This window comes from Labrenzia sp. THAF191a, from assembly GCF_009363335.1.
In the GTDB taxonomy this organism is placed as follows: Bacteria; Pseudomonadota; Alphaproteobacteria; order Rhizobiales; family Stappiaceae; genus Roseibium; species Roseibium algicola.
Genome location: NZ_CP045333.1, coordinates 3,711,712 through 3,730,998 on the forward strand (window position 1 = coordinate 3,711,712; position 19,287 = coordinate 3,730,998).

The 19,287-nt window shown below is 60.2% G+C and carries 16 protein-coding genes; 6 read left to right on the forward strand and 10 right to left on the reverse strand.

What is annotated here, in order from left to right; genetic code table 11:
- Window positions 1-38: 38 nt before the first annotated feature.
- The 3 genes from FIV05_RS17060 to purB all read right to left on the reverse strand — a co-directional run bounded on the left by FIV05_RS17060 (window position 39) and on the right by purB (window position 2,746).
- Entirely contained in the window at window positions 39-788 is a 750-nt protein-coding gene (locus tag FIV05_RS17060; RefSeq protein WP_152510391.1) for a metallophosphoesterase family protein, read from the reverse strand.
- 3 nt (window positions 789-791) lie between these two features.
- Entirely contained in the window at window positions 792-1,193 is a 402-nt protein-coding gene (locus tag FIV05_RS17065; RefSeq protein ID WP_062488387.1) for a DUF4260 domain-containing protein, read from the reverse strand.
- Window positions 1,194-1,417: 224 nt separating this feature from the next.
- Entirely contained in the window at window positions 1,418-2,746 is a 1,329-nt protein-coding gene (gene purB, locus FIV05_RS17070) for an adenylosuccinate lyase (protein WP_023000891.1), read from the reverse strand.
- A 158-nt stretch (window positions 2,747-2,904) separates the two neighbouring features.
- On the opposite strand from purB, the gene FIV05_RS17075 reads away from it, so the two are divergent.
- Window positions 2,905-3,387, forward strand: a complete 483-nt coding sequence (locus tag FIV05_RS17075; RefSeq protein WP_031269247.1) for an NUDIX domain-containing protein — start codon at window positions 2,905-2,907, stop codon at window positions 3,385-3,387.
- An 18-nt stretch (window positions 3,388-3,405) separates the two neighbouring features.
- Here FIV05_RS17075 and FIV05_RS17080 read toward each other — a convergent pair whose 3' ends face one another.
- From FIV05_RS17080 to FIV05_RS17105, 5 genes are all read right to left on the reverse strand, one after another.
- Entirely contained in the window at window positions 3,406-4,983 is a 1,578-nt protein-coding gene (locus FIV05_RS17080) for an APC family permease (RefSeq protein WP_152511962.1), read from the reverse strand.
- 317 nt (window positions 4,984-5,300) lie between these two features.
- On the reverse strand, window positions 5,301-5,600 hold the full coding sequence (locus FIV05_RS17085; protein ID WP_152510392.1) for a GIY-YIG nuclease family protein: 300 nt from the start codon (window positions 5,598-5,600) through the stop codon (window positions 5,301-5,303).
- Window positions 5,601-5,945: 345 nt separating this feature from the next.
- Entirely contained in the window at window positions 5,946-6,617 is a 672-nt protein-coding gene (gene rpe, locus FIV05_RS17095) for a ribulose-phosphate 3-epimerase (RefSeq protein WP_077292552.1), read from the reverse strand.
- 121 nt (window positions 6,618-6,738) lie between these two features.
- Window positions 6,739-7,521: a DUF2259 domain-containing protein gene (locus tag FIV05_RS17100; RefSeq protein WP_152510394.1), complete on the reverse strand. Its 783-nt coding sequence runs from the start codon at window positions 7,519-7,521 to the stop codon at window positions 6,739-6,741.
- Window positions 7,522-7,590: 69 nt separating this feature from the next.
- The gene (locus tag FIV05_RS17105) at window positions 7,591-8,556 is read right to left on the reverse strand and encodes a sodium:proton symporter (RefSeq protein WP_173013877.1); all 966 of its coding nucleotides are present in this window, start codon (window positions 8,554-8,556) and stop codon (window positions 7,591-7,593) included.
- Window positions 8,557-8,657: 101 nt separating this feature from the next.
- Here FIV05_RS17105 and FIV05_RS17110 point away from each other — a divergent pair, with 101 nt between their 5' ends.
- Window positions 8,658-9,926 (forward strand): FAD-binding oxidoreductase, encoded by a 1,269-nt coding sequence (locus tag FIV05_RS17110; protein ID WP_152510395.1) that lies wholly within the window; start codon window positions 8,658-8,660, stop codon window positions 9,924-9,926.
- 33 nt (window positions 9,927-9,959) lie between these two features.
- Here FIV05_RS17110 and FIV05_RS17115 read toward each other — a convergent pair whose 3' ends face one another.
- Window positions 9,960-10,439, reverse strand: a complete 480-nt coding sequence (locus tag FIV05_RS17115; protein ID WP_006939550.1) for an Lrp/AsnC family transcriptional regulator — start codon at window positions 10,437-10,439, stop codon at window positions 9,960-9,962.
- A 147-nt stretch (window positions 10,440-10,586) separates the two neighbouring features.
- Here FIV05_RS17115 and FIV05_RS17120 point away from each other — a divergent pair, with 147 nt between their 5' ends.
- Window positions 10,587-14,108, forward strand: coding sequence for an indolepyruvate ferredoxin oxidoreductase family protein (locus tag FIV05_RS17120; RefSeq protein WP_152510396.1), 3,522 nt, complete (start codon window positions 10,587-10,589; stop codon window positions 14,106-14,108).
- Between the two features lie 113 nt (window positions 14,109-14,221).
- Here FIV05_RS17120 and FIV05_RS17125 read toward each other — a convergent pair whose 3' ends face one another.
- Window positions 14,222-14,452 (reverse strand): hypothetical protein, encoded by a 231-nt coding sequence (locus FIV05_RS17125; protein WP_152510397.1) that lies wholly within the window; start codon window positions 14,450-14,452, stop codon window positions 14,222-14,224.
- Between the two features lie 450 nt (window positions 14,453-14,902).
- Between FIV05_RS17125 and FIV05_RS17130 the strand changes: the two genes are divergently transcribed.
- The 3 genes from FIV05_RS17130 to FIV05_RS17140 all read left to right on the forward strand — a co-directional run bounded on the left by FIV05_RS17130 (window position 14,903) and on the right by FIV05_RS17140 (window position 19,231).
- Window positions 14,903-15,988, forward strand: a complete 1,086-nt coding sequence (locus FIV05_RS17130) for a DUF2336 domain-containing protein (RefSeq protein ID WP_152510398.1) — start codon at window positions 14,903-14,905, stop codon at window positions 15,986-15,988.
- A 162-nt stretch (window positions 15,989-16,150) separates the two neighbouring features.
- Window positions 16,151-18,568 carry a mechanosensitive ion channel domain-containing protein gene (locus FIV05_RS17135; protein ID WP_152510399.1) on the forward strand — a complete coding sequence of 806 codons (2,418 nt, stop codon included), beginning with the start codon at window positions 16,151-16,153 and terminating at the stop codon, window positions 18,566-18,568.
- A gap of 96 nt (window positions 18,569-18,664) precedes the next feature.
- Complete coding sequence (locus FIV05_RS17140; RefSeq protein ID WP_152510400.1) at window positions 18,665-19,231, forward strand: hypothetical protein; 567 nt, start codon at window positions 18,665-18,667, stop codon at window positions 19,229-19,231.
- Window positions 19,232-19,287: the final 56 nt, after the last annotated feature.

Genomic DNA, 19,287 nt, shown 5'->3' on the forward strand with positions numbered 1-19,287 from the left:
GAAATGGTCATGCTCCGTCATTTGTGATCGCGAAGATCTCAGGAAAGTGGGCCGTAAAATCCGTGTTTCAGGGCACGGGCCCAACCCGGACGCCCGTTCTTTTCCGCTTCGGCGGCTGCCGTATCCCAATCATATGTCAGGATCTTTTCCTGAAAGTTCCATGCTCCGTGATTGTTTGTCATCAGGGCATAGCGGGCATGCGGACTGCCGGCTTCCATGACATGCCGGTGCGGATGGTCGTCTTCGTAGGACGGCAAGCCGACGCTGCCCGGATTGAGCAGGATCTGCCCGGTTTTCTGAAGACGGATGACCCTTGGAATGTGCGTGTGACCGCAACAGATGACGGGAGCGGTTTCGCCCTTCAACTCGTCCAGCAAGGTCTGTTCGTCCGGCAAGTGTCCCTTCGGCCCATCCACCTTTTCAGTCAGGTAGCGGTCATCGTTGTCCGGGGTGCCGTGACACAGGAAAATCTCGTCCGTCAGGCGTATGGTCGGCTGGCTTGTTGCCAGCCAGTCGCGGCTTGCCTGGGAAAGACGCTCTGCGGCAAAGACGTCGGTCGGTCCCATTTTGTCGATCGGATCGTCCAGGACGACACGGTCATGGTTGCCGCGAACGGTCGGCCAGGCAGTCTCACGCAGGATGGCAGCAGTTTCCTCCGGCCAGAGCGGACCGGAAATGCAGTCACCCAGATTGACGATCAGGTCCGGTGCTTCCAGTTTCAGGTCTGCAAGCACGGCCTCAAGGGCCAGGACATTGCCGTGAATGTCCGAGACGACGGCGATTTTCATGATTCAGCTATCCTGACGGCCGATCCGGCCAAGGTGAGTGATCTTGAACCCTTCAGGGCTCTTCAGGCCGTAGCCCAGAACCCGGTCGAACGCAATGTGGGCGGTCCAGATGATCGCGATCGGAGCAAAATCCCAGAAGGCGTAGGGATCCAGATCATAATCCGTGAGCAGGACGCCAAGCCCCATCAGGAGGGCCGGGCCGATGTAGGTGTGAAAGAGATTGTAGATCAGGGCGCCAACGCGTGGATTGGCCAAGTAGCCCAGCATCGACAGGTCGGGCACCAGAATGAGGATGACAAACGTCAGCCACGGTGCCCCTGTCCAGAAATAGAGGACCAGCGAAGCAATCAGGATGAAAAGCGCTTCGATGCGCTGCCAGGCAACAAGGGATTTTTCGCCGGACATGTGCAATCTCCCGACCAAAGAGGAAAGGGAGGCGAATACCTCCGGTCCTCGCTGCCTTCGTTTTATCTTCCGGGGCCATCCCGGCCAACCGAAGTGCGAGCCGGGATTGGAGAGCCACAGGTTTTGCCGTGGCTCTCCCAATGTCGTTACGACCTGGTTCTCCGATCCCGGATCTTCGCGTCGCTGCGTCCGGGATGACGAACCCACCGCGTTTCGGTGGCGCCTTAAGCTTCGCCGAACACCCGTTCGAAGATTACATCGACATTCTTGGTGTGGTAGCCGAGGTCGAAGCGGTCGCGGATTTCTTCTTCGGACAGATATTTGCGCACATCCGCGTCGTTCAGAAGTTCGGTCAGGAAGTCGACCGAGGCAGCACCGGCCACCTGGTAGCTGTCCCAGACCTTCATGGCGTTGCGCTGGACCAGACGGTATGCGTCCTCGCGGGAGGAGCCTGCCTGGGTGAGGGCGAGCAGGATACGCTGGGAATGCACAAGGCCACCGAGACGGTCCATGTTGCCGATCATGCGCTCCGGATAAACCAGCAGCTTGTCGATAACGCCCGTCAGGCGGGCCAGAGCAAAATCCAGGGTGATGGTCGCGTCCGGGCCGATCATGCGCTCGACGGAAGAATGCGAAATGTCGCGCTCGTGCCAGAGAGCCACGTTTTCCATTGCGGGAATGGAGAAGCCGCGGACGATACGGGCAAGACCGGTCAGGTTTTCGGTCAGGACGGGGTTGCGCTTGTGCGGCATTGCCGACGAGCCCTTCTGGCCCTTGGAGAAGAATTCTTCCGCTTCCAGAACCTCGGTGCGCTGCAGGTGGCGGACTTCCGTTGCCACGCGCTCGATGGAGGAGGCGATCACGCCGAGGGTCGCGAAATACATTGCGTGACGATCACGCGGGATCACCTGGGTGGAGACCGGTTCGGCCTGGAGGCCCATGGCCTTGGCGACGTGTTCTTCCACGGCAGGGTCGATATTTGCGAAGGTGCCGACCGCACCGGAAATGGCGCAGGTGGCGATTTCCTCACGAGCCGCCAGCAAGCGCTTCTTGCAGCGGTCGAACTCGGCATAGGCTTCGGCCATCTTCAGACCAAAGGTTACCGGTTCGGCATGGATGCCGTGGGAGCGGCCGATGCAGACGGTGTCCTTGTGTTCCATTGCCCGGCGCTTGATCGCGGCAAGCAGGGCGTCCATGTCGGCCAGCAGCATGTCGGTTGCCTTGACCAGCTGGACGTTGAAGCAGGTGTCGAGCACATCGGAAGAGGTCATGCCCTGGTGCACGAAACGGGCATCCGGGCCAACGATTTCCGCCAGATGAGTCAGGAAGGCGATGACGTCGTGTTTGGTCTCGCGCTCGATCTCGTCGATGCGGTCGATGTCGAACGTGGCGCTCCCACCCTTTTCCCAAATGGTCTTTGCCGCTTCCTTCGGAATGACCCCGAGCTCGGCCAGTGCGTCGCAGGCATGGGCCTCGATCTCGAACCAGATGCGGAACTTCGATTCCGGCGACCAGATGGCAACCATGTCGGGACGGGAATAGCGCGGGATCATCGGCGAATGGACCTCGTATGTGGAAAATCTGGCTGCGGAATAGCAGAGGGGCGCTGCCCCTTCAATGCGGAGACGCGGTTTTTGCTTGCAGCAAAGTGCCCGAATGTGAATTTTACGGTGCACATGAGAGCGATGCGACTGTCTTTGAGGAGACACGGATGACAATCTGGCGGCCGGCTAACACGATTGCGGTCAAGGCTCTTGCCCTGATCTGGCAGGATGACGCGCTGCTTCTGTCCGACGTGCGGAACGATACGGGGCGTATCACCGGCATGAGGCCGCTTGGCGGCACCGTGGAGTTTGGCGAGCCCTGGCGCGATACGCTCCAGCGTGAGTTCCTGGAAGAACTGGGAGCAAGGATCACTCTGCTCGACGAGTATATCGTCATGGAGAACATCTACGATCATCATGGCGTCGCAGGCCACGAGATTGTTTTCCTGTGCCACGCCCATTTTACCGACAACAGCTACTACCGGACCGATACCATCGTTTACGAAGTGAACGATGACACGGTCGGGACGGCACGCTGGATCACGCTTGACGAACTGGCCGCCAAAGGGCTTGAGCTCTATCCCTCGGGTTTGAAGGACAAGCTGCCAGGGCAGGCGGGGAAACCCGTGCCTGGCCGTCGTTTCAGCTAGGCTGGATCTTGAACAGCCTCACGCGCCGTCGCCGTATTCCATCCGCTCGTCAGCCTTTTCCTCGGCCATGTAGAGATCGAACTTGTCCTGGCGAAGGCGCAGACGCACCGCCAGGATGTAGACCGCGACTGCCAGAGCAGAAACCACGGCGATATCCGGTCCGACCGGCAGGTAGCCCGCACCGCCGCCGAAGGATCCAAGCCAGGAAATGAGCACAAGACCTGCAAGATAGGGAGCAAGCCAGGCCGCCTCGCGCCAGTCCAGGCTATCGAAGCCGCCTCTGCTGTTGCGGTAGATCATCAGCAGGAAACCGATGAGCAGGCAGACGCCCAGATGCAGCATGGTGTCCCAGCCGCTCCAGTAGATGATCAGGCTGGCGACTACGAAGGCAAGACACCCGGTGACAGGCGCAGCCGGCAGCACGAAGGCGCGCGGGGCGTCGGCCATCAGCTGGCGGAAGGCCAGCACGGCGACAGGGCCGACGACGAAAGACAACACGATGGATGACGTGTTGAGGGCGAGCACTTCGTTGAATGGCAGAATGAAGAAGAACAAAGCCGAGACAACGAAGTTGATCAGCAAAGCGAACAGCGGCACGCCGCGCGCCGAAAGGGTTTCCATGAACTTCGGAAAGAGACCGTTCTGGGCCATGGCAAGGCCGAGGCGGGCATTCGAGCCGACGGAAACTAGCGCCGAGGCAAAGCTGGAGATGCGGGCACTGCTGTCCAGAATGCTGACGATCCAGAGCGCGCCGACGGCGGTCGCAAGGGCCGCCATGGGGCCCAGCTCGCCCGGGAAGCTGAGCGCCGCCCAGCCTTGCTTGAGCTGTGACTGATCAAGGGCGCCCAGGAAGGCGAGCTGCAGGCCGCCATAGATCAGCAGGCAGACGACCAGACTGATCACCAGCGCCAGCGGCACGTTCACCTTCGGATTGCGGGCTTCCCCGGCCATGTCGATCACGTGGCGGAACCCGATCAGGGCGAAGATCACGCCACCGGTGGAGATCGCCGAAAGAATGCCCTTCAGCCCCTCGGGGGCAAAGCCGCCGTATTCGCTGAAGTTGGCATATCGGAACTCGGAGGTGAGGATAACGGCGGCCAATCCGGCCGGGACAAGGATCTTGACCCAGGTGAGCGCCGTGTTGAGACGGGCAAAGAAGCGGACGCCAAAGGCATTGAGAACCGTGAAGACCGCCAGCAGGACGCAGGCAACCGCCAGTCCGGCAGCGCTGAGCAGCCCGTCTGACCCGTAAAGCCAGGGGGCAAGGCTCTTGGAGTAGCGCAGTACTGCCTCCACCTCGATGGTGGCGGTGGTATTGTAGCCAACCCAGGCCGTCCAGCCCATTGTCATGGAGACGACTGACCCGTGGGAGAAATGCGGCACACGGCCGATGCCCCCTGCAACCGGCAGGATCGCCGCGATCTCGGCGAAGGTGGCGGCAAGAAGCAGCATCGCGAAGCCGCCGATCATCCAGGCGATGAGTGATGACGGCCCGGCAGCTTGCGCAGCCATCAAGGGCGCGAACAGCCAGCCAGATCCGAGAATTCCACTGATCGCCACAAAGGTGAGGCTCAGCAGACCGATACTGCGTTGCATATGCGCCAAGACGATTCCCCCAGTCTTTAACGGGGAGAGCTTAACCGAGGGATTGTCTTAACGGAAAGACGCGATGCGGAAGTATTTGGTGTGCGCCAGCCTGGCGTGGGGAAAATGTGCCTTGGGCCCATCTTTCGAGACGGACCTGACGGTCCTCCTCAAGATGAGGGTGTTTGTGTGGGGAGTCTGAGGTGAAAGTTGTCTCAGAGCCTGAGAACATCAGGGCCTCATGGCCTCTAAGCTTCAGAACATCAGAGGTTCCCACCACCTCATCCTGAGGAAGCGCGAAGCGCTGTCTCGAAGGATGGGCCACTTGCTCAATTTTTTGATGCGGTTTCACCCCGTTTCGACAGCGCGGGAAGCAGGTCGAACTCACCTTTGATCAAGGCTTCTTTCTTGTCACGCCGCCATCCCTTTACCTGCCGTTCACAGGCAATTGCGTCAGTGAGCTGCTCGAACTCGCAATTGAACACCAGTTCAACCGGTCGGTAGCGCGCTGTGTAACTGTCGTACGTTCCTTGCTGATGTTCACTAACTCGGCTCGCGAGATCCTTTCGCGTGACGCCTGTGTAATAGCTGCCGTTCGAACATCTGAGGATATAGAAAGTAACCTTCATCGATGCTGGATATCATGGCTTGGACAAATAATGGACGGGCCGGTTGGGGGTGTGGCCCATCCTTCGAGACGGACCTAAAGGTCCTCCTCAGGATGAGGGTGTTTGTGTGGGAAGTCTGAGGTGCAAGATGCCTCCCAGCCTCCCAGCCTCCCAGCCTCCCAGCCTTCCAGCCACCCAGCCTTGATACCTCCCGCCACCTCATCCTGAGGAAGGCCAAAGGCCTGTCTCGAAGGATGGGCCGCTTGCTCAGCCGGTGGCAACGTTTCCGCCAAAAACAGCGTTTGCCTTAAAGGCGCTTAGCCCATGACGTATGACCCGGGCACTCTAAAAGAGCTCGCGCCGCCTTCAAGCCTCTTCCGCGGCCTTGCGGATCGCCGAGATATTGCCGGCATAGCTTTCGACCGTGCCGCCCTTGAAGACTGCGGACCCTGCCACCAGAACATTGGCACCAGCCGCTGCAACGAGGGGGGCGGTTTCGGGGGTGACGCCGCCGTCGATTTCGAGATCGATCGGGCGGTCGCCGATCATCTGGCGGATGCGGCGGGTCTTTTCGACCTGCGACTGGATGAATTTCTGACCGCCGAAACCCGGGTTGACCGTCATCACCAGAATGAGGTCCAGCCGGTCGAGAACATATTCAATGACGCTTTCCGGCGTCGACGGGTTCAGCGAGACACCGGCCTTCTTGCCCAGATTGCGGATTGCCTGCAGAGACCGGTCGAGATGCGGGCCGGCCTCGGCATGAACCGTGATGATGTCGGATCCTGCCTTTGCAAAGGCTTCCAGGTAGGGATCGCAGGGCGCGATCATCAGGTGGGTGTCGAAGATCTTGTCCGTGTGCGGGCGCAGCTTGGCGATGACATCCGGGCCGAAGGTGATGTTCGGCACGAAGTGGCCGTCCATGACATCGAGATGGATCCAGTCGGCTCCCGCTTCCACCACGTCGCGGACTTCCTGGCCGAGTTTGGAAAAATCGGAGGCGAGGATGGAGGGGGCAATCTTGATGTCGCGCGGCATGGCAAACTCCCGGACAGGCCAGACGGGCCGTTATCGTCCCGTTTTCTGATGTTGCCGCCGCGCTAGCACTTCTGATGCGACTGGGCAAGATACCCGAGCCGGCCTCAATCGGTTTAGAAGCTCAAAGACGTCCCGTTATCGCCAGATATCTGCGGTCCGGCCCTTCGAAGCCAAGGCTGTCCATCTGGATGAGCACGGCAAAGACGGGCGGGGCTTCATCGGGGAAATGGGTGACGATGCGCTCGATCCGGTAAGCCAGCGGGCAACGGCGGCTTTCAGGCACGCTGTTGTCCTCGTTGAGGATGCGGGTGATACCATTGTGGACCATGGTCAGGCGGAACCCCTTGGTCTCGGCGCCGTAGCTCTGGCACTGGGTATTCGGCAGAGAGTATTCCGACAGGGTGAGGTCTATTGGATCGTCACCGGACAGGAAAGTGACGCGCGGGGCAACCAGCATCTTGTGGGGATCGGATGTCAATTCGGTGCGTGGATTGAAGCCGACGGTCTGGCCTTTACCGGCAATGGCCTTGTCCTGGAGCAGCGGCTGGGCGGCAAGACGGTTCTCCGCCCTGGTCTCCGACAGGGCATTGTCGGCCGCTTCACCCGGGCCGGTGTCGACATCCTTGCGCAGGCGGAAGGGAGACGGCGGCACCCAGGTATCGCCGATCACGTCGACAACGAAGATCTCAGAATAGGGGAAGCCGGATCCGTCCTGGACGCCGAACTGCTCAAAGGCGAAGAAATCGCCGTTCCTGGAAAAGCCGAGAAGCTGAAGCTCTGCGGTGTCTCCAGCCATTGCAACCGGGGCGAAGCTCGCGCCGGCAAGCAGGAGCGTTGCGGCACACAGAAGACTGCGGCCCGCCGATGAGCACAGGGATTTGACGGTGGCTGGCAGAACGGACACGGCACTTACCTCACGCGAAGTGTTTGACCTGGCAAGTGGTAAGCCTAGCACGTTCGCCTGTCAGGTGTGCTACGTCACAGTTTTCACGTTCAGACGGCAGAACACCCGTACAAACGGTTTCAGGAACAGGGGCAGGATGTAGATCGGAAACTGGCCGACAGCGAACCAGAGCCAGGTGAATTCGGGCAGGGTGCCACCGAAGGCGGCGACCATCAGCCCCATGTTTCTGGTGCCACAGGTATGGGCGATCGCGTAGGCGTCTTCTCGGCTCGCCGGTGAGAACAGCAGCAGGCTTAGAGCAATCTGTACCAGTGCGAGGCAGAAGGTGATGGCGGTAAGGCCCAGCGTGAACAGTGGTTTTGCGGCAAAGCTCGCGGCGACACCGTCCATGGCAGCTATGGCAAAGACCAACAGCAGCAGCACATTGAGACCGCTGATGTGGTGGGAGGAGCGAGCCAGGCGCTCTTCACCGGCCAGTTTGCGAAAGGCGATCGAGACCGCAAAGGCGCCTGCGAGCAGCAAGGAGAGCTGGATGGCTAGCCCGCCGACGCTGAGAGGCAGGGCGGGCCCGAGCATCAACTCGCCGATGAAGGGGGCCGTCAGCGGGGTGATGATCAGAGCGGCAACAGAAAGCGCGAGACTGAGGGTGCCATCAAGGCCGAGCAAATAGATGAAGGCAGGAGCCGCCATCACCGGGGGAGCGGCGGTTGCGATGAAAAGAGCCAGCATCACATCGGGGCCAAGGGCCTTCAGGCCGGAGAGGTCGATCAGCAGCCACGTCAGCAGGGGCGCGCCGAGCATCATCCACAGGAGGGCGGCAATCAGAAGCGCGGGGCGACGCAGGCGCATGCGGATCGCGAAGGTGTCGACCCGCAGAAAAGCCAGGGTCAACAGGCTGAAGACGGCAACGGTCAGGTAGGGCCGCAGATAGGCGGACAGCGCCGGCAAGGCCATGCCGATGAAGATACTCACAGCAAGGGCGGCCGTTCCGTTGCGCCCGATCCATGCCAAGCCTGCACCACACCATCGAATCATCTTAAGTTGTCCTTTGAACCGCGAGTTGTGGCAGGCACTTCCGCGCCTCTTAAAGGATCCGGACCTCGGACGCCAGTATTAGGGCACCGTCCGGAACAGGCATGACAGCAAAAACCAGGCAAACGCAATCCTTCGACGTGATGGTGCTCGGCGCCGGTATCGTCGGCGTGTCGACGGCACTGCATCTGCAGCGGCTGGGCCTGTCTGTTGCGCTGATCGACCGCAAGCACCCGGGCGAGGAAGCTTCCTTCGGCAATGCCGGGATTGTCCAGCGCAATGGCTTCGTGCCGCATGCGGTGCCCACGCATCCGCTCACGCTTCTGGCGATCCTTTTCGGCCGCTCCAGTGCCGTTTCGCTGGATATGGCCACCGTGCTGCGCATGTTGCCGTGGCTGCGCCAGTTCCACGCAGCAGGCAATGCCCGCGGGGTCGAGACCTATTCGCGGGCGATTGCTCCGTTGAGAGCCTTCGCCGTCGAGGAGCATCTGGACCTGGCGCATGCGACCAATGCCAACCGCTTTTACCGCCAGGGGGGCTGGCTGCATCTTTACCGCTCGGAGACTGCCTTCCAGGCAAGCGAAACCGAACGCCAATACGCACGAGTGTTTGGCGTTTCCTATCGGGAAATGTCGGCTGGTGAGATCGGAACGCTGGAGCCTGGCCTGACGGCGCAGGGGCTGAGAGGCGTTCATTGGCCGGAAAGTTGTTCGGTCTCCAATCCCGGTGCCGTGGTCGATGCTTTCTGGCGGGGGTTCGTGCATGACGGGGGCGGATATTTCCGTGCCGATGCGATGAAGCTGAAGCAGGAGCGTGGCGGCTGGCAAATCGAGGGGGAACGCGGCACATTGTTTTCCCGTCAGGCAGTGGTTGCCCTCGGAGCCTGGTCCGCGGATCTGCTGGCACGCCTTGGAGAAACCTTTCCGCTCGCGGTCAAGCGTGGCTACCACATGCATTATCGTCCGTTATCCGGGGCGTCCCTGTCACGACCGGTTGTGGATGTCGAAAACGGCTTCGCCCTGACACCGACGGATAATGGCATTCGCCTGACCACTGGCGTCGAACTGGCCGAGCGCGATGCCCCGCCCAATCCGGCGATCGTCAAGCTGGCGAAACGACGGGCCGAGGAAATTTTTCCGCTTGGGCGGTCGTTGCAGGAACAGCCGTGGATGGGAAGCAGGCCGTGTCTGCCGGATTCGCTGCCCGTGGTTGGTCCGTCTGCAAAGATACCGGGCCTGTGGCTCAACTTCGGCCATGCCCATGACGGTTTCACGCTCGGACCGGTGACGGGACGGCTGCTGGCCAGCATGATTGCGGGCAAGCAGCCTTTCCTTGACCCGGCGGGGCTGTCTGCGTTGCGGTTCGCCACCTGAACGTCTAACCTGGTGGTCGTTCAAGGTCGGATGTCAGCTCTCGCGCAAGGGCAGGGCGACGGTGTCCTTCACCGTATTGACGACGATGCGAGACTGCACATCGGACACGAGCGTATTGTCCAGCAGCTTCAGACGCAGAAAATTGTCGTAGGTTTTGATATCATCCGTCACAACCTTGATAAGATAGTCGACGGCACCGGTGATGCGCTCGCACGTCACGACCTCGGGCCAATGGTGTACCAGCTTGTCGAAGGTTTCCATGTTCTCGCGGCTGGGAACCGCAAGCTTGACGAACGAGTAGGCCACGAAGCCAAGACCCACGGATTCGCGGTCGATGATGGCAGTGATCTGGCGGATGATTCCCTGTTCCTTGAGGCGCTTGATCCTGCGCCAGCAAGGTGTCTGGCTCATGCCCGCTTCCTTTGCCACTTCGGCAATGGAGAGCGACGCATCCCGTTGCAGTACACGCAGAACACGTATGTCCGACGGGTCGAGAAGATATTTATCTGTCATTGGATATTTTAGGAATTTTTATTCTGCCTCTGGGTGATTGGCCGTGACGATAGCACAGAAATTGCCTGAGAAAAGGATGATATTACCTATTATGTGAGGTTGCCGCCGGGGGACATTGCCCCAGATGTCGGTTGAGGAGGAATTCGGATGAACGTGCACATGCCAACCGTTACCCTGGAGGACAAATACGTCGCCACGGAAGGACGGGTCTATCTGACAGGCATACAGGCGCTTGTCCGGCTGGCGCTTGATCGGGCGCGCATGGACCAGTTGGCCGGCCTGAAAACGGGCGGCTTCATTTCCGGCTACCGGGGATCGCCGCTAGCCGGTTACGACACAGAGCTGATGCGGGCTCATCGCCACCTCAAGGGGTATGACGTCGTCTTCAAGCCGGGTGTCAACGAAGAGCTGGGCGCGACCGCAGTGTGGGGCAGCCAGAAGCTGCGCGGCGAGGGTGGCGTTGGACGGGCGACCGCTTACGACGGCGTCTTCGGCATCTGGTACGGCAAGGCGCCGGGCGTCGACCGTGCCGGCGATGTGCTGCGTCAGGCCAACGCTTCGGGCACCGATCGCAACGGCGGGGTGCTTGCCTTGGCCGGTGATGACCACCTTGCTAAATCCTCCATCCTGCCGGCGCAGAGCGAGTTCTATTTCGAGCATGCGGAAATTCCGGTCCTGAACCCGGCCGATATCCAGGATGTTCTCGACTACGGCCTGCACGGCCTGGAAATGTCCCGCTTCACCAGCCTCTGGACGGCCCTGATCTGCGTTGCCGACACGATGGATGCTTCGGCAACGATCAATATCTCTCCGAACAGGCTGCGCATGGTGCGTCCGCTGGAAGGCGATCCGCGCAAGGACTATCACCAGAACCGCGATCTTCTTCTGGGCAACCGCCTGGAGACCGAGCGTCTGGTGCGCGATCTTCGTATTCCGGCCGCTCAGGCCTATGTGCGGACCAACGGTCTGGACCGGGTCACCTTCGGTACGAGGACCAATCCCAAATACGGCATTGTTGCTTCCGGCAAGGCCTACCGGGACCTGCTGCAGGCACTCGACCTGATGGGCATTACCGAGGACTTTGCCAAGGCGCTGGGCCTCGGGGTCTACAAGGTGGCAATGAGCTGGCCTCTGGAGCCGCTCGGCCTGCGTGATTTCGCCCGTGGCACAGAACGTTTGTTGGTGGTGGAGCACAAGCGCGCGTTCATGGAATCCCAGATCAAGGACATCTCCTACCACTGGCCGGAAATGAGCCGGCCGGAAATCTGGGGCAAACGCCGTCCGGACGGGACGCCGTTCCTGTCCGACGTTCTGGAACTGTCCGTTGCCGAGCTTATCGAAGGCCTCATGACCTGGCTGCCGGGCGACGTGGTTTCGGAAGAAATGCGCGCCGTTGCCAACCGGATGACCAAACAGGCCATGTGGGCCCAGGGCCATGCGGAACGCGCTGCCCGAATTCCCTACTTCTGCTCCGGCTGCCCGCATTCCACGTCGACCAAGACACCGGAAGGTTCCCGCTCGCTGCCGGGCATCGGCTGCCACGCGATGACGGAAATGGCCGGCCGGACAACGGAAGGCCAGATTGCGATGGGCGGCGAGGGTGTCCTGTGGGTCGGGCAGCAGCCCTTCTCCGGCGACAGCCACGTTTTTGCCAACGTCGGCGACGGCACCTACTTCCACTCCGGCATCCTGGCGATCCGGCAGGCGCTCGCCTCCAATGTGCCGATCACCTACAAGATCCTCTACAACGACGCGGTTGCCATGACCGGTGGCCAGAAGGTGGACGGCCAGCTGACCGTTCCGCAGATCACCCGTCAGCTGGAAGCCGAAGGCGTCGAGCGGATCGCGGTGGTTTCGGAGAACCCGGACAGCTACGGCTCCTGGACACCGCTGGCCCCGGGAACCAAGATTCACCACCGCGACGAACTGATGGAGGTTCAGGAAGAGTTCCAGACCTTCAAGGGTGTGTCGGTGATCGTTTACGACCAGACCTGTGCCGCGGAAAAGCGCCGCCGGCGCAAGCGCGGGCAGTTCCCCGATCCGGACATGCGCCTCTTTATCAATGACCGGGTGTGTGAAGGCTGCGGAGACTGTTCCGTGCAGTCCAACTGCCTGTCGGTGGAGCCACTGGCGACCCCGTTCGGTGAAAAGCGCGTCATCAACCAGTCGAGCTGCAACAAGGACTTCTCCTGTATCAAGGGGTTCTGCCCGTCCTTTGTCGAGATCAACGGTGCTGCACTGAAGAAGCCGAAGAAGGCGGATGTCGATATCGACATCCTGGTGGAAACCCTGCCGCTGCCGACGCTTGCCTCGCTTGACCGCACCTGGAACACGCTGGTGGCCGGTATCGGTGGCATGGGCGTGACCACGATCAGCGCGATCCTGGCTATGGCGGCCCATGTGGACGGCAAGCAGGCCTCCACGCTGGACATGACCGGCCTTGCCCAGAAGGGTGGCCCGGTGACGTCTCACGTGCGTTTTGCGGCGGGCAACAGGTCGATTGAAGGTCCGCGGGTTCCGGCAGCCAGCCTCGACCTTCTGATCGCAAGTGATATGGTGGTGGCCGCGAACGCGGATCAGCTCGCGCTCGCCCATCGTGGTCACACGATGACTGTCGCCAACACCAAGGTGGCCCCGACTGCGGAATTCGTGCTGAAGCAGACGCTTTCCTTCGATGAAAAGCAGATGGACAGCGCCCTGCGCAAAGCCTCCGGCACATATCTGCCCGTCAATGCTGCAGACATTGCCGAGAAGCTTCTGGGCGATGCCATCTATGCCAACATGCTGCTGGTCGGCATGGCGTTCCAGAGCGGCGCATTGCCGGTCTCGGACTATGCCATCGAAACCGCGCTGGAGCTCAACGGCGCGTCGGTGAAGAACAACATCAAGGCGTTCCGTGCAGGCCGCGTGCTGGCCGCAGATCCGGAAAAGCTGCTCAAGGCGCTGCCGTCGGAAGCCAAACAGCGTGTCTTTACCGTCGACGAGAAGATTGCCTTCAACGCCCAGGAGCTGACCGCCTATCAGGATGCGGCCTACGCGCAGCGTTATCTGGATCTGGTCGGCAAGGTCAAAGAGGCTGACGAAGCGCATGGTCCGGGCACGTTCCGCCTGACGCAGACAGTGTCCGACATGCTCTTCAAGCTGATGGCCTACAAGGACGAATATGAAGTCGCGCGGCTTTATAGCGATCCCGCCTTCAAGGAGAAGATTGCGCAGCGCTTTGAAGACCCGAAGAAGCTGAAGGTTCATCTGGCGCCGCCATTCCTCGCGCATCGCAAGGATCCGAAGACCGGCCGTCCGCAGAAGATTGCCTTTGGGCCCTGGATCTTCTCCGCGTTCAGCTTCCTGGCGAAGTTCAAGGGCATGCGCGGCAAATGGTACGACCCGTTCGGCCGTACGGCGGAACGCAAGACCGAGCGCGCGCTCATCAGCCAGTATGAAGGCGATATTGCCGAGATCCTGAAACGGCTGCAGGAAGGACACTACGGCCTGTTGGTCGAGCTCGCCCGGGTTCCGGATCTCATCCGCGGGTTTGGTCCGATCAAGGATGACAACATCGAAAAGGCGACTGAAAAGCGCCGGGTGCTTCTGGAGCAGCTCGACAGAAGCAATGACGGCGGCTCGGACAACAAGACCGGCACCAAGGAGTTTCTGGCAGCAGCCGAGTAAAGGCTGATCAGGAACAGCAAAAAACCGGCACCGCAGGGTGCCGGTTTTTTTATGTCCTTTGTTCCGGGTGAGGGCGCTGCAATCCTGAAACCGAACACAGGTCCATGGACGAGCTAGCGCCAGGGGCCGCTAATGATCGGCCGCCGCCGGTTTTCTTCGCGGGCTCTCAAATCGTTGTCACTGAGGACATCGAAAAGAAGATCGTCCGGAATGGATTGATGGCTGGATCGGCGGAAAAGGGCCTTGCCGAGTTTCCGTCGCAGGAGGGCCGCCAGTTGATAGAGACCGCGGGTGCGGGAGGGCGGTATGGCGGCGACACGGGGAAAACGGACGACGGAGGACATGGCTGGCTCCAATAAAGAAATATATTTCTTTCTTTATTTAGATCGCGCCTGGTGAAGGGTCAATAAGGAAAGAGAAATATTTCTTTATCTCGTGCGCTGCTGACGGGCACGTCCCTCTCCAGGGACCTTGCGGCGCAGCGAATGTATTTAAACCAGTCGCGATTTCTGACCTTCGGAGGCTACTGAAACGGCCCTTGAAAATCTTTTTTCGAAAAAAATATTCGGATTTCAACGGGATAAAAAAGTGACTTCGAGCGGGGGGCGACGCGGTCAAAATTGTTACATTTCAATGACATGTAATGAATACATGCGATATAGTTAGAATTGTTCTCAAGTTTTAAAAAAAGACAATTACATTCTGGAAAAGCGCGTTTCGACCTTCTTTAAAACTCATCGTCATTTTCTGTACCAACGCCAAACCGGCACACTTGTGAAAATTGGTAATGGAACATGACTGAAGCGTTGAAAACAGAACTGGTGAACTTCTCGGAGCTGACCGGTGAAGCTGGCAGCGCCCGGAGGGCCGAACTGGCCCGGCATGTCGCAACCCTGTTTGCCCTGACCTCCGATCGGTGCTCCGACGAGCAGGTCGATATTTATGACTCCGTCCTCTTGCGGCTTGTCGACATGGTGGAAGACGAAGTTCGCCGTTATGTCGCTGACCAGATGTCCAGCCTGAGACGCGGTCCGGAAGAAACCATCCGCCGTCTGGCCGATGACGAAATCGAGGTGGCCGAGCCGATCCTGCTGCGCTCCACCGTGCTGCGGGAGGCTGATCTGATCAAGATCGCCGAAAAGCGCGGCAATGCGCACCGGTTCGCCATTGCACAGCGTGAGGTTCTGTCTGAAGAGCTGACCGATGTGCTGGTGCGTCGTGGTGATCTGAAGGTCAAGCGCAAGGTGGCCAGCAACGACGGTGCTTGCCTGTCGGATGCATCGATCATGGCCCTGATCAGCGATGCTGCCTCCGATGCGACGCTGCAGCTTTCCTTGAGCGAGCGTGCGGATCTTGCCGAAGCGCATATCGCCAGCCTGATCTCGGTTGCCAGCGAGGAAGTCCGGCGGAAGCTGCATGCAACCGGCCGTGGTCACGAAGCCGAACGTGTAGAGGAAGCGGCCGATATCGCGGCACAGCGCATGTCCAACCAGTACTGGCTGGGCCGCTACGACTTCGAAACAGCGCGCAGCCGGGTCCTGCTGCTGGCCAAACGCGGGATGGTCAATGAGGCCGCCCTGCGCCGGTTCGCTTCGGAAGACCGGTTCGCAGAAGCGGTTGCCACCTTTGCCTGGCTGGTGAGATGCGGTGTCGAGGAAGTCAGCCACTGGATGGTGCGCCCCGATCCGGAGCCGTTTGTCATCCTTGCCAAGGCTTCCGGCTTCTCCTCCATCACCGTGGGTTCCCTGCTGGCCATCGGCCCCTGGCGTCACCGCCTGACACCGGATGTGCGCAGCGACGCCATGGCCATGTTCGAGCGCATGACGATCGCCGAAGCCAAGCGCAAGATGGCTCATTGGAACAACAACGTGCTGCACTGACACAATTAAGCAAGGCGCCTCCTGCCTGCATGTAAGGCCCGGTTCGAAAGGATCGGGCCTCTTCTTTTTCAGCTCCTTGCGAAGAGCCGGCTTTCTTTCAAATGGCACAGATCCGTGCCAAGAAAGACGGGGATCCTTTTCGCGACTCGTCCTGGGGCTGACATGCGCTTTTCACATCTAACCAATCGCCGATCCTGTCTTGCCGATGGCGGCCGCAAGAGGCCAGGCAAGACGTTGCTTCTTCTGTCAGGTGTGCTTGCACTCTTTCTGTGTCTGGGTGGTTTGCCCTCAGGGGTACAGGCACAGGGAATACCCGGGCTGTTTTCCGGAAAGGGGTCTACCAAGACCGAGACCGGTACCGTGGCTCCTGACGCTGAAACAACGGCAGATGGAAATGTGCAGCCGGAAGCGGCTGGCTCTGCAGTGGCGCCCGCCGAGGGCGCGGGTGAAGGCGCAAGCCTTCTTCAGACCGTGGACGAGTTCACCGAAGATGCCGTCGAGGCCCGGGATGTCCTCAAGTCCATCGTTCAGAAAATTCCGGAGATCCAGGATGTGATGGTGGAGACCTTGCGGGCCCAGGGGGGCGAACGGGGTCTCAACTGGATGTCGTCGACGCTGGTGGACATTCTGATTGCCGTTGTTCTCGGCCTTGTGGCCTGTGCCCTGGTGAACCGGTGGGGCCGCCGGCAATTCGCGTCCTGGTACCAGCCGGACGCGACGACACGGGCTGACAAGATTATCTATCTATATGCCCGGGCGATCCTGATGTTCGTCGGTGTCGGGCTCTTCTTTGCCGTTTCGGCCGGGGTTTTTCTTCTGGTTGGAACGGGCATTGATGCATCCAACAAGACCGCACTTGTGGTTGTCGGCACCATGGCGGTGTTTCTGGCGCTCCGTGTCGTCTGGCTGAATGTGCTGGCACCCGACGCGGAGAGCCACCGGTTGCTGGCGCTTTCCAATCAGGAAGCGACCGGGCTCTACAGGACGCTGCTTGTCGGCTCCGCCATTTCCCTTGCGGCGGTTGCCTTCTGCCTCTGGATGGAACGACTGGGTCTGTCGTCTGACGTTCACAAGCTGGCATTGATTGCAGCCTCCGCGCTGTCGATGGTCATCCTGTCCGGCATCGCGATTGTCTATCGCAGGGTAATTGCGCGGCTGATCCGGGGAAAGAACGGGGCTGAAGCGCCAATCTGGCGCAGGGTTCTGGCCAGCGGCTGGCACTTTGTTGCCGTTGCCTATTTCTTCCTGGCCTGGGGGATTTCGGCAGTGCGTATCCTGCTCGACTTGCCGGACGCGATCGGTCTGGTCGGTGCACCGCTGGAAGTGCTGCTGATGGCTGCGGTTGCCTATGGTCTGCTGATCCTGCTCATCGACCGGGTTCTGTTGCCGCGGCTGGACACGGCCGCCGCACAGGAGAAGATTGCCGAGGACATCAAACGTGCCGAAGCAGGCGAGGGCGGCGAAGAGGATGTTGCCAGCACATTGGCCCAGGCACGCGCGGAAGCTGCCGAGCGGGAAGCGCGGCGCTCGCCCTTCCGGGATCTGTTCGACCGGGGCGCTACTATTCTGGTCGTGTTCACCTCGCTGGACCTGCTGGCTTCCAAATGGGGACTGCCGCTTGCGGGCAGCGGCTCGCTGATCGGTTCCTTCGTCGAGGTGCTTCTGGTCATGTTCCTTGGCTACATGGCCTATGAGGCCGTGAAAATCGTCATTGACCGGGAAATTGCCAAGGAAGCGCCTGCCGAGAAAGACGAAGAGGCGGAAGTCGGCGGAACCGGTGAGAGCCGGATTTCCACCTTGCTGCCGATCTTCCGCAATTTCCTGCTCATCACGATCGTGGTGATCGCCACGATGGTGATCCTGTCGCAGCTGGGCGTAAATATCGCGCCGTTGTTCGCCGGTGCCGGCGTCGTCGGTCTGGCAGTTGGATTCGGGGCTCAAACCCTTATCCGGGATATCTTCTCCGGAGCTTTCTATCTGATCGACGACGCCTTCCGGAAAGGGGAATACATCGATATCGGCAGCGCCAAGGGCGTTGTCGAAAAGATCTCGATCCGGTCGATGCAACTGCGGCACCACCGCGGTGCGCTTACGACGGTACCCTTTGGCGAAATTCAGAAAGTGGAGAATTTCTCACGAGACTGGGCGGTGATGAAACTTGCGTTCCGCGTTACCTACGACACCGACGTGGAAAAGATGCGCAAGATCATCAAGAACTTTGGCAAGGAATTGCTGGAGGACGAGTATTTCGGGCCCATGTTCCTGGCGCCGCTGAAGTCTCAGGGCATCATGTCGATGGAAGACAGCGCCATGATCGCGCGCGTCAAGTTCACGACCAAGCCAGGCAAGCAGTTCGAGCTTCGCAAGGTCGTTTATGCAGGTTTGCGCGATCTGTTCGAAAAGAACGGGATCCGCTTTGCACATCGCCAGGTGACCGTGCGTGTTGCCGGGACCGACGACGAGGAAGAGGCAATGCCGCCTGCTGCCAAGGAAGCTGCTGCCGCAGGAGCTGCTGCGGCTGGAATGCTGGGTGAGGGCATTGGTGACGGGACCGGAAGCAGCGCCGAGGACCAGCTTTAGCACCCGCTGCGTCGCAGCGCCGGATCCTGGACTTGCGGCGAGACCGCCATAATGGTGTGCTTCACTTCTCGGATCGCAAATGTGAAGGGGGAGACTATGCTGAAACCAATGTTTCTGGGAACTGCGCTTGCGGTTGCCCTGTCATGCCAGGCCATTGCGGGACCGTTGCAGGACAAGACGGCTGAAGCGGAGGCCGCGCTTGATGCCGGCAAGGGCGGGGAAGCCATCTCTTTGATGCGCGAGGCCCTCTTCGACGTTTGGTCGAAAGCCACCATTTCCATTCCAACCGCCTTGTTCGTGACGGCCCCCGCCGACGGCTTCGGCATCTATAAACCCAGGGGAGATGCAGCTTTCGGAGCGGACGAGCCGTTGCGCATCTATCTGGAGCCGGTTGGCTTCGACTGGAAACAGCAGGATGGCCTGTTCACATCCCTTCTGACCGTCGACTTCGACCTCGCGTCGCCCGATGGCAAGGTGCTGGCCGGGCAAAAGGGCTTTGGTCGGTTCGACTTCAAGAGCCACGTGCCCAATACCGAATACATGGCCAACCTGACCCTGAATGTCAGCGGGGCTCCGGCGGGCGACTATGTACTGGAACTCACCGTCAACGATGAATTCAGCGGCAATTCCGCGAAAGTCCGGATGCCCTTTTCAATCAAGTAGGTACATCGGCAACAGGGTGAGGGGCGGTCTATTCGCTTTTGTGCGCGAGGTCCGTG

What these genes read in the sequence shown, in the direction of transcription:
- FIV05_RS17060 (WP_152510391.1), bottom strand. Translation starts at nt 788, where the DNA reads ATGAAAATCGCCGTCGTCTCGGACATTCACGGCAATGTCCTGGCCCTT.
- FIV05_RS17065 (WP_062488387.1), bottom strand. Translation starts at nt 1,193, where the DNA reads ATGTCCGGCGAAAAATCCCTTGTTGCCTGGCAGCGCATCGAAGCGCTT.
- purB (WP_023000891.1), bottom strand. Translation starts at nt 2,746, where the DNA reads ATGATCCCGCGCTATTCCCGTCCCGACATGGTTGCCATCTGGTCGCCG.
- FIV05_RS17075 (WP_031269247.1), top strand. Translation starts at nt 2,905, where the DNA reads ATGACAATCTGGCGGCCGGCTAACACGATTGCGGTCAAGGCTCTTGCC.
- FIV05_RS17080 (WP_152511962.1), bottom strand. Translation starts at nt 4,983, where the DNA reads ATGCAACGCAGTATCGGTCTGCTGAGCCTCACCTTTGTGGCGATCAGT.
- FIV05_RS17085 (WP_152510392.1), bottom strand. Translation starts at nt 5,600, where the DNA reads ATGAAGGTTACTTTCTATATCCTCAGATGTTCGAACGGCAGCTATTAC.
- rpe (WP_077292552.1), bottom strand. Translation starts at nt 6,617, where the DNA reads ATGCCGCGCGACATCAAGATTGCCCCCTCCATCCTCGCCTCCGATTTT.
- FIV05_RS17105 (WP_173013877.1), bottom strand. Translation starts at nt 8,556, where the DNA reads ATGATTCGATGGTGTGGTGCAGGCTTGGCATGGATCGGGCGCAACGGA.
- FIV05_RS17110 (WP_152510395.1), top strand. Translation starts at nt 8,658, where the DNA reads ATGACAGCAAAAACCAGGCAAACGCAATCCTTCGACGTGATGGTGCTC.
- FIV05_RS17115 (WP_006939550.1), bottom strand. Translation starts at nt 10,439, where the DNA reads ATGACAGATAAATATCTTCTCGACCCGTCGGACATACGTGTTCTGCGT.
- FIV05_RS17120 (WP_152510396.1), top strand. Translation starts at nt 10,587, where the DNA reads ATGAACGTGCACATGCCAACCGTTACCCTGGAGGACAAATACGTCGCC.
- FIV05_RS17125 (WP_152510397.1), bottom strand. Translation starts at nt 14,452, where the DNA reads ATGTCCTCCGTCGTCCGTTTTCCCCGTGTCGCCGCCATACCGCCCTCC.
- FIV05_RS17130 (WP_152510398.1), top strand. Translation starts at nt 14,903, where the DNA reads ATGACTGAAGCGTTGAAAACAGAACTGGTGAACTTCTCGGAGCTGACC.
- FIV05_RS17135 (WP_152510399.1), top strand. Translation starts at nt 16,151, where the DNA reads ATGCGCTTTTCACATCTAACCAATCGCCGATCCTGTCTTGCCGATGGC.
- FIV05_RS17140 (WP_152510400.1), top strand. Translation starts at nt 18,665, where the DNA reads ATGCTGAAACCAATGTTTCTGGGAACTGCGCTTGCGGTTGCCCTGTCA.